Genomic DNA, 12,764 nt, shown 5'->3' with positions numbered 1-12,764 from the left:
GCGCTGATGCTAGTGCTGGGCGCCCGGCCGGCCCGCAAACGGCTCGGATGGGCACGCCGGCGCGACGGTGGGTTCGTCAGAAGTCGGTACGTCGTTCTACGCCGCTGCACCGTCGCCGCGTGAATCGCGGACCTCATCCCAGGGGGCCGTTGCGGTTTCCGAGCCGTCCGCAACGGCGTTCAGGTCCTCAGCGCATCCTGGGGCAAGATCACTCCACGGGTCGAACACGCCGTCGCTGTCCAGCGCGGCCTTGCTTCGGCGATCGACGGTCGCGTCCAACTCACTTTCCGTACCGAGCCCACCATCGATCCCCGTCGGCTGCTCGTTGGGGGTGTCGCCCCAGGGGTTGAGGCGTGCGGCGGCTTCGGGGGTGATCCAGGGTGGATCGGTGTCCCGAGGCCAGGCGCGTGCCGGTACGCCGGACGTGCCTGGGCCGGGTGGAGCTGTAGCCGGTGGGGTCTCGGTGGGGTGGCGAGTGGTTGTCGGTGGGCGGTATCTGCCACGGGGGACCGGGGCCGGGGTGGCCCAGGTGGGGCGGGTGACGTGGACGGTGCCGTCGGTGATGTTGATGTTCCAGTGGCCGGCGTGCAGGTCTCGGTGGCAGCGTTTGCACAGGAGGACGAGGTTGGTGATGTTGGTTTCGCCGCCGTCGATCCAGCTGATGACGTGGTGAGCGTCGCAGTACAGAGGTGGGGCTCCGCAGCACACGCAGCCTTTGTCGCGAGTGATGAGAGCCTTGCGCATGGGGCCGGTGGCCAGGCGGACGGTGGTGCCGACGTCGAGTGGCTGGGAGTCCGAGCCGAGCACAACGGGCAGGATGTGCGCGTCGCAGGCCAGGCGCCGAATGGTGGCCGCGGACAGGGCGTCACCGTAGATCAGCTGACCGGTCGCGGTCGCGTCGGCGGCCTTGAGGTCGTTGAAGTCGATGGTGACGATGATCTGCGGCTTCTGCCCGTGCCCAGGGATGAGCCCGCCAGTGGCGGGACTGGGAGCGGTGTTGGTGACGGCGCTCGTGGCGGTGTTGAGAACGGTGGTGAGGGCGTCTGCTTGGCGCTGGTCGCGGGAGCGGGGATCGAGGGCGCCGTCGACGGTTCTGTGCGGTTTGGCGTGGGTGTCGATCAGGGTGCGGAACAGTTCGGCGTTCTCGTTGGCCAGGAACCCGGTGAATGCGACGCCGTTGTCGACGGTCTTCAATGTCAGGGTCTCGCGGTCGTACGCCTCCTGTTCGGCGGGTTCGGGGCCGTCGGTGTCGAGCCGGTTGCGGACCTGTACGCCGGCCTTGCGGAGGTCGAGCGGACCATGGGTGCGGCCAAGCTCCACCATTTCCCGCTCCGCGACTGCCAGGTCCTCGACCGGCACCGTGGTGGGCACCTTGTCCAACGCGGACACGATCGCCTCGGCCTGTGCTGGATGCAACAGCACCCCACGGCCAGTATCGCCCTCGGCGGCGTCGTCAACGGCGGCCTCGGGGGCAGGGTTGGGGAGCGCGGCCGCGACAGCGGGATACTTCGGTAGCGCGTTGGCCAGGTGGACGTCGCGGCGCGCCTCGGTGGCGTCGATGCGGTACCGGAAGGTCAGGAACCGCGCGGTGGTGCCGGCGCCGACTTCCTTGGCGTAGCCGATCGTCTCGAGGCCGCCGGTCAGGTGCAGGGCGTAGGTCTTCAGGCGGGCGATCTCGGCATACGTTGCGTCGAGAGCAGACACCATCTCGTCGCCGCTCATCGACCACACCGGTCGGTCCCCGAGAATCTCCATACCCACAGCGTAGACACCCCCTCCGACAGTTTTCAAAGCCAGATGCCCTTGTTTTCAAGGGAATCCGAGTTATCCACAGAGTGCGATTCCGTGTCCACGCGTGAGGGTGAGCATGTAGTGTTACAAGGCGGCGCTCAGCTTGTTGTTGCCCATAGCAATCAGAAGCCCGAGGAGTTGACAGAGGTTCCGTGGAACGTGTCTGGTACGTCGCCTACGGGTCCAACCTCGCCCTCGAACGGTTCAGCTGCTACCTGTACGGCGGCCGCCCGCGCGGCGGCGCTCGCGTCTATCCGGGCTGCCGCGATCGGACCTCACCCCAGCGGACCGCGGCAGTCACAGTGCCGGGCGGGCTGGTGTTCGCGGGTGCGTCGAAGGTGTGGGGCGGTGGCTCGGCGTTCTACAACGCAGCCGCACCCAAGCAGCTCGCCGGCCGCGCCTATCTCGTCACTTTGGACCAGCTGGCCGATGTGGCAGCCCAGGAGATGTGGCGCGAGCCGGGCGGTGCCTACGCGAGGGAGCTCGTTGCTCTCGTTCCGGAGGTCGCCGAGCTCCACTCACTCGGCGCGGGCCGGTACGAGACCGTCGTACGACTGGGGGAACTGGACGGCCTGCCGATGTTCACCGTCACCCACGGCACAGTCGCCGACCTCGCTCCGGTCGCGCCAACCGCGTCGTACCTGCACTGGATCGCGACCGGGCTGATCGAGGCGCACGGATGGGGGCTGGCGCAGGTGGTCGACTACCTGCACGCCGCGCCGGGTGTCCAACTCGGATGGACACCCGGCGCGCTGCTGTCAGCCCTTGACGGCGATGCAGGTCGCGGACGCTGACTTGGTCGGGTCGCTTTCGGAGGTGGCGGTGAGGGTGATCTTGGCGAGGGGGCCGGTGCCGGCCTTGGTGTGGACGGGGACGGTGACCTGCTGGCCCGCGTTCGCGGTGGCGAGGGCGTTGGGCAGGGAGATCGGCCAGCCGTTGGACTTCGCGGACAGGCGGTAGACGTCGCCCTTCACGTACTGCGTGATGTCCTCCGGGCCGGACGTCGTACCGGCCTTGCCGGTGTTCGTGAGTGTGAAGTTGCACGTCTGGACGCCGCCACGGTCCGGCTTCGCGACCGTGGGCAGCAGCCGTACGCCGCGTTTCTGCGCGCCGGCGCCGTCGAGCGAGCGGATCGCGACCGTGTACGACAGCTCGCGTTGAGCGTTGCGGTGCACGTTGGTGATATAGAAGTGCAGGCGGTTGGCGGTGTCGGTGTACTCGTACTCGCTGCCGGAGTTCGTGCCTGCGTGGAACAGTGCGTCGGACAACTGCCGGTAGTCGCCGATCGTGATCGGGACCTTCGTGCCGTCGGGCAGCACGTAGTCGGTCAGGTTGATGTCCTGCGGGTTCGCGTCGATCACCCACTCGAACGGCGCGCGGTCCTGGTTCTTGGTCTTCGCGAGCAGCACGCCGGCATCGGGCGTGAACGAGTCGGTGCCCATCCGGTCCACGACCTCGACCGTGTAGTTCTGGTACCCGCGGCCGTCGCAGAGCGGATCCTTCGTCGCGTCGCACGGCGCGTCGAGATCACCGGCGCCGCCGAGCTCGATGTTCACGCCGGAGAGATCGCGAGCGCCCGGGTTCACGCTCCGCGCCGTCACCTGAGCGATCACCACACCCGACGTCGCGAGCGCCTCGCGGGACAGCCGCAGGACGTTCTGCTCGTCGACCATCTCGAGCTTGATCTTGTTCCGGAGCATGTGTTGCGCGCCCATCGACGCGCCGCCGGTCGCGGGAATCATCCAGCGGCTGTGCGGGCCGCCCGGGCCGTTGAAGCTGCCCCGGCTGAGCATCTCCCAGATGCCCGTGTACGCGCGCCTGGGCGGGACGCCGTACGGGTTGTTGTAGTTGTCGCCGATGCCGAGGATGTGGCTGAACTCGTGCGCGAACACCGCCATCCCGGAGCTCTCCGCCTGGGTGGAGGAGCCGCCGCCGGCGTTCGGCCAGATCGACGCGCCGGCCGCCCACGAGGTCCAGTCGACGTAGCGGGTGTTCGACCAGTTCGGCAGCGCCGGGTCCGGCGGTCCGAAGTCGTCGGTGACGTCCTCCTTGGTCGGGAACTTCATCATCCCGAACTCCTGCCAGGTGGACGACTCGTCCTGCCCGGCGCTGAGGAAGAACACGAAGTCGTACCCCGCCGGTACGTCGGGACCCTGGTCGGCGACCCACGCGGCGCGGCCGTCGGTACGGATGTCGCGGTTGCAGCTGTCGCCGGCCGGGCAGGCCGTGCCGCCCTGGAACTCCATCGCGTACTCGTGCGACTTGCCCGGCATCCGGTACGGGCCGAACGCGGTGAGGTCGACGCCGTAGCGGCCGCCGGAGTCCTCCATCCAGTACTCGTGCAGCGTGTGACCGTGGTTCAGTGGCTCGGGCTTGTTGAGGAAGTCGTGGTAGAAGCTCGCGACCTGCTCACGCGGTACGCCGTTCGCGGCCGCGCTCGGGTTGCCGAACACGGTCGAGCCCTTGGGCTTGGTGACCACGAAGTCCTGGTTCGGGTAGTCGAGCAGGACGAGCGCGCCCTTGAAGGTCCGCTCGGACCCCTTGACGTTGGGGTCGGCCCAGTTCGTGCCCGGCGGTTTGACGTAGTCGTCCCACGTCATGTGGTCCGGGTTCTCCCAGTTCTGCGGGTCGATCGGGCCCGGCAACCCGCTCGACAGGGTCTTCGCGACGCGGGCGTCCGGCCCCGACTCCTGCCAGGGCTGCTTCTGCGGCCAGTGCGGGTACTGCCATGCGTTCGCGGGGTCCGGGGGTGCACTCGGCGCGGCGAGCGCCATCGACGGCACCGAAACAACGGCCAGCACAGCGACCAGCCGCACAACACGACGAAACTTCCGTTGCTCAGACACGGGCGGGCATCCGATCAAGAGGCGGGACAACGGGACCAGCCATGAGCATGCCCCCAGGACGCAAATGTCACAACAGCACACGGCGCGCTGCCAAAGTTGGACGGCGACAGATCGAGGGGATGCTGTATACAGTATGGTGGCGTTTCGTGGATTTGGATGGAGGTAGCCCATGTACTCAGTCACCGATCCGGCGCGTGGGGTGTTGGTGGAGGAAGTGGCCAACTCGACGGAGGAGGAGGTGCGGGCGGCGATCGGGCGGGTGGCCGGGGCCTATCCGGGGTGGCGCGGGCGCTCGGTGGGGGAGCGGGCCGCGGTGGTCGCTCGGGCGGCGGAGTTGTTCGCGGAGCGGGCCGACGAGTTGGCCGCGATCATGACGCTCGAGATGGGGAAGCGGGTCAACGAGGGCCGCGGCGAGGTCGGAATCGTGGTCGACATCTTCCGGTACTACGCCGAGCACGGTACGGCGTTGCTCGCCGACGAACCGATCGACCTCAGGGACGGGAAGGCCGTCATCACCAAGGGGCCGATCGGCGCCCTGCTCGGGATCATGCCGTGGAACTTCCCGTGCTACCAGGTCGCCCGGTTCGTCGCGCCGAACCTGGTGCTCGGGAACACGATCCTGCTCAAGCACGCCTCGATCTGCCCGCGGTCGGCGCGCGCGATCGAGGAGATCCTGCACGCGGCCGGCGTACCGGACGACGTCTACGTGAACACGTACGCGTCCAGCCGGCAGATCCCCGCGATCCTCGCCGACCCGCGGATCGCCGGCGTCTCGCTGACCGGCAGCGAGCAGGCCGGGATCTCGGTCGCGGCCGAGGCCGGGAAGAACCTGAAGAAGACCGTGCTCGAACTCGGCGGCTCCGACCCGCTGATCGTCCTCGACACCGACGACCTCGACGAGACCGTCAACGCCACCGCGACCGCGCGGATGCGCAACTGCGGCCAGTCCTGCAACGCCCCGAAGCGGATGATCGTCCTGGCCGGCCTGTACGACGAGTACGTCGACCGGCTGACGAAACGCGTCACGGAGTACTACGTCCCCGGCGACCCGGCCGATCCCGCGACGAAGCTCCCGCCGCTCGCCTCGGCCGCTGCCGCCGACGAGGTCGCCGCCCAGGTCGCGAAGGCGGTCGACCAGGGTGCGACGCTGCGCGCGGGCGGGCACCGGATCACGCCCGGCGCCTACCTCGAAGCCACCGTCCTCACCGATGTCACGCCGGCGATGGACGCGTACTACGAGGAGATCTTCGGTCCGGTCGTGATCGTCTTCAAGGCGACGGACGAGGACCACGCGGTCGAACTCGCGAACGACACGCCGTTCGGCCTCGGCGCGTCGGTGTGGGGCACCGACCCCGACCGCAACCGCCGCGTCGCCGACCGGATCGACGCCGGCATGGTCTACCTGAACCGCGCCGGCGGCTCCCAGGCCGACCTCCCGTTCGGCGGCATCAAACGCTCCGGCCTCGGCCGTGAACTCGGCCCGGCCGGTATCGAGGAGTTCATGAACAAGAAGTCCATCCGGCTCGGGTGACAGGAACCGGCCAGCGGGCCGCGGGCGGAGGTGGACGACGTCACAGTGGGCGGTGACCACTCGTGACTGAGAGCGATACAGATGACCTACCAGCAACCGCCACCTCCGCCGCAGGGCACGCCGTACCCAGGAAAGCCGCCGAAGCGGCTGCGTCCGCACGACCCGTTGGCGGTTGCCCTGGGCAACGCTTCGTTGCTCGGCCTCGGCTACTTCCTGATCCGCCGCTGGATCTTCGGTCTCCTCGGCCTCGCCGGTACGGCGGCACTCCTCGTCCTCATGTACCAGCGCAAGGACCTGGCGTACCAGTTCGGGCTGCTGGGGTGGGGACTGCTGCAGGTGCTGCACGGTCTGTACCTCGCGACCCGGCCACCGGTGCGGAAAGCCAGTATCCCGAAGCGGATCGTCGCCGCTGTCGTGACGCTCGCGGTCGTGGCGGCGGGCGTCGTGCTGAAGCGTGGCGCCGATGACGTCGCCGGCGAGGTGACCGCGGCGCGACGGGCCGGTGACTGCACCAAGGTCGTGCAGGCGCAGGACAAGGTCTGGTTCGGTGACCGTCTGGTCGCCGGGCAGGACATGGATCGTGGCGACAGCGACGTGGAGACCTGCGGCCGGATCGACACGGCGAAGGGGAACCTCACCGCGGCCACTGGACTGACCGACGTGAGGTCCCTCCAGCAGGCGTACGTCGTCCTCGGGCCGATCGCCTCCGACCCGCGGCAGCAGGCGACCGCGGGTGCCGTGATGGATCGGTTCGTCAAGGACCTGCAGGCGATGGAGCCGTGCGGGCAGATCACGATGACCGCCTGGTTGCGGACCCGCACGCTGTCCAAGAACCTGCTCGATCGCGCGAATGCCGTCGTACCCCGGATCGAGCCGAACGCCCTGCTGGCCTGCGCCGACGGGTACGCGTCCCGCGAGAACTGGGTGACCGCGCGGGCGACGTACCAGCGGCTTGTCGCGACGTACCCCAAGGCCAAGCAGACCGCGAGGGCGCGCGCCGGACTCGCGAAGGCCACGCTGGCGATCGAGTTGGAGAACGTCCGGAGCCTGGTGCAGGGCGGGTCGTACTGCGAGAGTCCGGCGAAGTACAGCGGCGCGAAGCCGTACCGCCGCGGCTTCAACCCGGCGATCTTCCTCGGCGACGGCTCCCAGTACGCCGACCAGCTGCCGGCCGCGTGGTCGATCGACGACCCGTACCGGGCGACCATCGTCGTGTGCACCGAGGCGGCGGGAATGGGCGCCGCGGTGCAGACCTGCCCGTACGTACCGGAATCTAACCCGTACGGGGGAGAGATCAGCTACGTGACGTTCCGCAAAGTCACAGTGCCGGCCAAGGTGTACGAGCTGCGCACCGGGCGCCTGGTGCTGAACACCGTCGTGACGATGTCGGGCGAGGCCTGCCCGTACCGCATCGACAACATCTCCACGGAGGAAGAGAGCGTGACCCCGAGCAACGCTCAGGTCCAGGCGGCCTTCCGCCCCCTCGTCGTACGCCCCTGAACGCAGGGGCGTCAGGAGTTGCCGCGGTCGCAGGCTACGCCGTCGCCGTTGCGGTCGAGCGCCGCCGAGTAGCCCGGATCGCCGCGGTGCAGCGGCGCCTTGCCCGCCGCACGAGCCTCCGCACAGCTCCGGAACACGACTGTCGTGGTCGTCGGCGCGGACGTCGGTGTCGGTACGGCGGTGGGCGTCGGTGCCGGTGTCGGTACAGGCGTGGGTGTCGGAGTCGGTGTGGTCGCCTCGGACGGCGACGGTGTCCTGGACTCCGATGGTGTCGGCGTCGGCGTTCGAGCGGTGATCCGTACGGGCTGCTCGGTGCTACGGGTCGGGGCCGATGGCACCGGTGTCGTCACGGGCGCGCTCGGCCGGATCGCCGGCGCCGTACTCGTGGATTCGCTGCCGCGACCGAACGGGCTCAGCAGCACGAGCACCATCAGAGTCACGGGCACCGCGATGATCGCAGCGGCCGCCAGCGGACGTGGTCCGCCGTACCTCCCGATCGGTCCGCGCACCGCTCGGCCGTGCTTGTCGACCCAAAATCTCCATCCCGCCGGTGCGGCCGGCCACGACTTCGGCGGCTGCCACCGTCGCGGTGGTCGCCAGTCCGGTGTCGGCGGGTCGGGCCACTCCGGCGGCGTATTGAACTGCCTCACTTCCATCCTCCCAGCAGCACCCTAGCCACCCCGCCGCGAAGAGAAACCCCCACCCGCTGAATCCCTTGTATTTCATACGTTTGCCAGTCACTGAGTGCTAAGTCTCGTTGACAGACCCAGGTAGGTGGTGTGAGGCTCGGTCCATGACGGAGACTCAGCAGGCGGCGCGGAGCCGGACCTTCACCTGGACCGACCCGGCCGAGACCGCGGCGCAGGTCGGGGGCTCGACCGGGCTGGAGATGCTGCAGGCGATGCGGGACGGGCTGATCCCGGCGCCGCCGATCCTGCAACTGGTCGGGGCGACCGGGTTCGAGGCCGAGGAGGGCAAGGTCACGGTGCTGATGCCCGCGGCCGAGTTCCACTACAACCCGCTCGGCTCCGTGCACGGCGGCGTCATCGCGACCCTGCTCGACACCGCCGCCGGCTGCACCGTCCACTCGACGCTGCCGGCCGGCGTCGGCTACACGTCACTCGACCTGATGACGCGCTTCATCAAGCCGGTCACCGTCGACTCGGGCCTGCTGCGGTGTGAGGGCGGGATCGTCAGCCGCGGTCGCCGTACGGCGGTCGCGGAGTCCCACCTGTACGACGAACGCGGCAAACTGCTCGCCCACGCGACGTCGACCTGTCTGATCTTCGAACTACCGCACGCCTGAATCGGCTCAGCCGGCCTGATCGGCGAGGAGCTTCTCCGAAGCGACCAGCCGGACGCAGGTGGCCAGGCCGGTGATCGCCGCCTCGACCTCGGGCAGCTCCGGGTACGTCGGGGCGATCCGGATGACCTGGTCGGTCGGGTCGTCGCCGTACGGGTGCGTGGCGCCGGCCGGTGTGATCGCGATGCCGGCCGCCTTCGCCTTGGCGACGACCTCGCGGGCACAGCCCTCGGGGACCTGCAGGCTGACGAAGTACCCGCCGGCCGGCGCCGTCCAGGACGCGAGGCCGGTGCCGCCGAGCTCGGCGGTGAGGATCTTGTCGACCGCGTCGAACTTCGGCCGGATCAGCGCGGCCAGCGTCCGCATGTGCGCCCGCAGCCCCTCGGCGTCGCGGAGGAACTGCACGTGCCGCAGCTGGTTGATCTTGTCCGGCCCGATGCTCCGCTTGACCGTGTGGCTCAGCCACCACTCGATGTTCGCCGGCGACGACCCGAAGAACGCGACCCCGGCGCCGGCGAACGTGATCTTCGAGCTCGACCCGAACACGAACACCCGGTCCGGGTTCCCGTTCTCGGCGCACAGCGCGAGGACGTCGGCGAGTTGCGCGGGGGAGTCGGTCAGGTGGTGCACGGCGTACGCGTTGTCCCAGAAGATCCGGAAGTCCGGCGCGGCCGTCTGCATCGCGGCGAGCCGCCGTACCGTCTCGTCGGAGTACACGGTGCCGTCCGGGTTGCTGTACTTCGGCACGCACCAGATGCCCTTGATCGCGGCGTCCTCGGCGACCAGCCGCTCGACGACGTCCATGTCCGGGCCTTCGGCGGTCATCGGCACCGGGATCATCTTGATCCCGTACCGCTCGCAGATCCCGAAGTGCCGGTCGTACCCCGGGACCGGGCAGAGGAACGCCAGCCCTTCCACGTCGGCCCACCGCCGCTCGGCGCCCGGCACCTTGCCGAGCAGGGCGTACACGATCGCGTCGTGCATCAGCTCGAGGCTGGAGTTCCCGGCCGCGAGCAGCTGCTCCACAGGTACCTGCAGGTCCTCGGCGAAGATCGCCCGCACCTCCGGCAGCCCGTTGAGCCCGCCGTAGTTCCGCAGGTCCGTCCCGTCCGCGCTCACCGGGTCGCCGCTCAGCTCCAGCACACCGTTCGCCGCGTCCAGCTGCTTGGGCGACGGCTTCCCCCGCGTCAGATCGAGCTTGAGCCCCTTGGCCACCAGCGCCTCGTAATCCAGACGCGCACGCTCAACCTGACCAGTCAGCTCATCGACACTCACGGGGGAGTCCTTTCCCAAGTACTAGGTGTTGGCCCCCAGCCTAGTGATGACCCGACGGAGCGCGGAAACAGGGCGGGTCAGCCGCGTCTGCACTTGGGGTAGCGCGGGTCCCACGGCATACAGGTCGGGATCCCCGGCGGCGGCTTGATGGTCCCCGGCGGCGTCGGCGGGGTGACCGGTGGCGTTGGTGGCTTGGCCTTGCTGCCGTTGGAGATGTACAGCAGGACCATCGCGCCTTCGGGTGCGCCGTCCTCCTGCCGCGGGTTCGTCCAGGCGACCGTCCCGGCCGGCGCGTCCGAGTCGACCTGCGGACCGTGACTCATCTGGACCTTGAAGCCCATCGACAGCAGCTTCGCGGCCGCGTCGGCGGGCGTCATGCCCTTCAGGTACGGCAGGTCCTTCACCTTGCCGCGGATGATGATGTCGTCCGGCTTCACGAACTTGGTGGTCGGGAACCCCTGCAAGGCACCCTGCAGCGCGGCCTCCCAGATCGGGCCGGCGGTGCCGGAACCCGAGGCGTCCTTGAGCTTCTTGCCGTTGAAGACCTGGCCGATCATGTTCTCGAGCTTCGGATCGGCGTCGGCGACCACGGAAGCCGCTGCGAGCCTCGACGAGTAGCCGGCGAACCAGACCGCCTGGTTCTCGTTGGTGGTACCGGTCTTGCCGGCCAGGTCGCTCTTGCCGAACTTCAGCTTCCCGCCGGTCCCGTCCTTGGCCATCACCTGCTGCAGCACGTAGTTGACGCCGTCCGCGACACTCGGCGACAACACCCGGTGGCAGTTCGGGCCGGGCGTCGGGATCGACTTGCCGGTCTTGAGCGAGGCGATCGACGTGACGATCTGCGGGTTGCAGTACATGCCGCGGGCGGCGAACGTCGCGTACGCGTTGGACAGCATCAGCGGCGTGATCAGACCGGCCGAACCGAGCGTGAACGAGACGACCTGTTCCAGCGGCTTCAGGGTCTGCGCGTTGTACATGCCGAGCTTGGACGCGATGGTCGTGATCGGGCACAGACCGATCTGCTGCGACAGCTGCAGGAAGTAGGTGTTGGTCGAGGCCTTGGCCGCCTGGACCATCGACGGATCGAGAACGGTGCGCGTCGAGTTCTTCGGGTCGTACGACGGCACCGAGATCGGGCCGTTGCAGGTACTGAAGTTCTGGCCGCCCAGGCTGATCGTCTGCGGCGAGCGGATCCGGTAGGTCGTCGGCACGCCCTTGCCGATCGCGGCGGCGATCGTGAACGCCTTCATCGTCGAACCGTTCTGGAACCCGCCGAACCCGCCGGCGTAGGACTTCTCGACGTTGTAGTTGTACGCCGTCTGTCCCTTCTTCGAACCGTACAGGCGGCTCTGCGCCATCGCCTTCACCAGGCCGGTGCCGGGCTCCACCATCGTGATCGCAGCCACCACGTCGTCGGTCGCCTTCGAGTGCTTGGCGACGGCGATGTCGGCGGCGGCCTGCATCTTCCGGTCCAGCGAGGTCTTTATCACCAGGCCGGCGGTCTCGATGTAGTTCTCGCGCTCCTCCGGTGTTTTGCCGAACGCGTTGTTCGCCTTGAGCTTGGAGACGACGTACTCGCAGAAGAACGGGTACGTCGAGTTCGCGCAGCCGCTCGGGATGACGCGGACCTTCTTGAGGTCGATCACGGGGGTCTTGATCGCGTCCCGGGCCTGCTTGGCGGTGATGATGTTCAGTTCGTTCATCCGGCGCAGGACGACGTCGCGACGGGCCTTGGCGCGCACGGGGCTGTCGATCGGGTCGTACCCGGTCGGGTTCTTCACCAGGCCGGCCAGCATCGCGGCCTGCGGCAGGTTCAGCTTGGCAGCGTGCACGCCGAAGTAGTGCATCGCGGCGGCCTCGACGCCGTACGAACGGTCACCGAAGAAGGCCAGGTTCAGGTAGCGGTTCAGGATCTCGGACTTCGGGGTCTCCTTCTCGACCGCGATCGCGTAGCGCAGCTCGGCGATCTTCCGCTCGTACGTCTCGGCGGTGGCGCTTTTGACCTCTTCCGGCGTGCGGGCCTTGTTGATCAGGCTCAGCTTCACGTACTGCTGGGTGATGCTCGAGCCGCCCTGGGAGACCCCGCCGGACGACTGGTTGCGCAGCAGCGCGCGCAGCGTGCCCTTGAAGTCCAGCGCGCCGTGCTCGTAGAACCTGTCGTCCTCGATCGCGACGATCGCCTTCAGCATCACCGGGCTGATCGCCTTCAGCGAGACCGGGGTCCGGTTCTGCTGGTACAGCGTCGCGATGGTCTTGCCGTCCGCGGCCTGGATGATCGACTTCTGCGCCAGCGGCGCCGTCTGCAGGTCCTGGGGCAGGAACTGCACGGTGTCGTGGGCCTTGGCCGTGGTCACTCCGGCCAGCCCGGCAAAGGGTAGGGCCAGACCGGCGGTCAGTGCGCCGGCGAGCGCGCTGACCACGAGGAACACGAACACTGACCACACGACATTGGGCCGCTTGGCCCGCCGCTCGCCTCTGTGCATGGTTGGGCAGATTACGTGAGGAGAGTGCTTTCCGG

10 protein-coding genes are annotated in these 12,764 nt (G+C 68.6%); 5 read left to right on the top strand and 5 right to left on the bottom strand.

Annotated elements, in window-relative coordinates; all coding sequences use genetic code 11:
- Positions 1–96: 96 nt before the first annotated feature.
- Positions 97–1,755 (bottom strand): HNH endonuclease signature motif containing protein, encoded by a 1,659-nt coding sequence (locus E0H50_RS33640; RefSeq protein WP_238151548.1) that lies wholly within the window; start codon positions 1,753–1,755, stop codon positions 97–99.
- 188 nt (positions 1,756–1,943) lie between these two features.
- Between E0H50_RS33640 and E0H50_RS33635 the strand changes: the two genes are divergently transcribed.
- Entirely contained in the window at positions 1,944–2,585 is a 642-nt protein-coding gene (locus tag E0H50_RS33635) for a histone deacetylase (protein ID WP_131295034.1), read from the top strand.
- Here E0H50_RS33635 and E0H50_RS33630 read toward each other — a convergent pair.
- Positions 2,550–4,607, bottom strand: coding sequence for a M6 family metalloprotease domain-containing protein (locus tag E0H50_RS33630; protein WP_238151547.1), 2,058 nt, complete (start codon positions 4,605–4,607; stop codon positions 2,550–2,552). The two genes, E0H50_RS33635 and E0H50_RS33630, sit on opposite strands and share 36 nt — an antisense overlap.
- Before the next feature lie 199 nt (positions 4,608–4,806).
- On the opposite strand from E0H50_RS33630, the gene E0H50_RS33625 reads away from it, so the two are divergent.
- On the top strand, positions 4,807–6,168 hold the full coding sequence (locus E0H50_RS33625) for an NAD-dependent succinate-semialdehyde dehydrogenase (protein WP_131295033.1): 1,362 nt from the start codon (positions 4,807–4,809) through the stop codon (positions 6,166–6,168).
- An 81-nt stretch (positions 6,169–6,249) separates the two neighbouring features.
- On the top strand, positions 6,250–7,668 hold the full coding sequence (locus tag E0H50_RS33620) for a tetratricopeptide repeat protein (protein ID WP_131295032.1): 1,419 nt from the start codon (positions 6,250–6,252) through the stop codon (positions 7,666–7,668).
- Between the two features lie 11 nt (positions 7,669–7,679).
- Here the strand turns inward: E0H50_RS33620 and E0H50_RS44060 are convergent, their stop codons facing one another.
- Complete coding sequence (locus E0H50_RS44060) at positions 7,680–7,805, bottom strand: excalibur calcium-binding domain-containing protein (RefSeq protein ID WP_238151546.1); 126 nt, start codon at positions 7,803–7,805, stop codon at positions 7,680–7,682.
- Positions 7,806–7,812: 7 nt separating this feature from the next.
- Between E0H50_RS44060 and E0H50_RS44055 the strand changes: the two genes are divergently transcribed.
- Entirely contained in the window at positions 7,813–8,343 is a 531-nt protein-coding gene (locus tag E0H50_RS44055) for a hypothetical protein (protein WP_238151545.1), read from the top strand.
- A gap of 118 nt (positions 8,344–8,461) precedes the next feature.
- A complete protein-coding gene (locus E0H50_RS33610) occupies positions 8,462–8,974 on the top strand; it encodes a PaaI family thioesterase (protein WP_131295030.1) in 513 nt (170 codons plus the stop codon).
- A 6-nt stretch (positions 8,975–8,980) separates the two neighbouring features.
- Here E0H50_RS33610 and E0H50_RS33605 read toward each other — a convergent pair whose 3' ends face one another.
- Both E0H50_RS33605 and E0H50_RS33600 read right to left on the bottom strand, forming a co-directional pair.
- Positions 8,981–10,246 (bottom strand): aspartate aminotransferase type Ic, encoded by a 1,266-nt coding sequence (locus tag E0H50_RS33605; protein WP_131295029.1) that lies wholly within the window; start codon positions 10,244–10,246, stop codon positions 8,981–8,983.
- 77 nt (positions 10,247–10,323) lie between these two features.
- Positions 10,324–12,729, bottom strand: a complete 2,406-nt coding sequence (locus E0H50_RS33600) for a transglycosylase domain-containing protein (protein WP_131295028.1) — start codon at positions 12,727–12,729, stop codon at positions 10,324–10,326.
- Positions 12,730–12,764 lie beyond the last annotated feature (35 nt).

Source organism: Kribbella sindirgiensis (assembly GCF_004331435.1).
In the GTDB taxonomy this organism is placed as follows: Bacteria; Actinomycetota; Actinomycetes; order Propionibacteriales; family Kribbellaceae; genus Kribbella; species Kribbella sindirgiensis.
Note: the sequence above shows the minus strand (reverse complement) of the source record. Positions and strands in the feature narration are given on the sequence as shown.

What these genes read in the sequence shown, in the direction of transcription:
- E0H50_RS33620 (WP_131295032.1), top strand. Translation starts at nt 6,250, where the DNA reads ATGACCTACCAGCAACCGCCACCTCCGCCGCAGGGCACGCCGTACCCA.
- E0H50_RS33610 (WP_131295030.1), top strand. Translation starts at nt 8,462, where the DNA reads ATGACGGAGACTCAGCAGGCGGCGCGGAGCCGGACCTTCACCTGGACC.
- E0H50_RS33640 (WP_238151548.1), bottom strand. Translation starts at nt 1,755, where the DNA reads ATGGAGATTCTCGGGGACCGACCGGTGTGGTCGATGAGCGGCGACGAG.
- E0H50_RS33600 (WP_131295028.1), bottom strand. Translation starts at nt 12,729, where the DNA reads ATGCACAGAGGCGAGCGGCGGGCCAAGCGGCCCAATGTCGTGTGGTCA.
- E0H50_RS33625 (WP_131295033.1), top strand. Translation starts at nt 4,807, where the DNA reads ATGTACTCAGTCACCGATCCGGCGCGTGGGGTGTTGGTGGAGGAAGTG.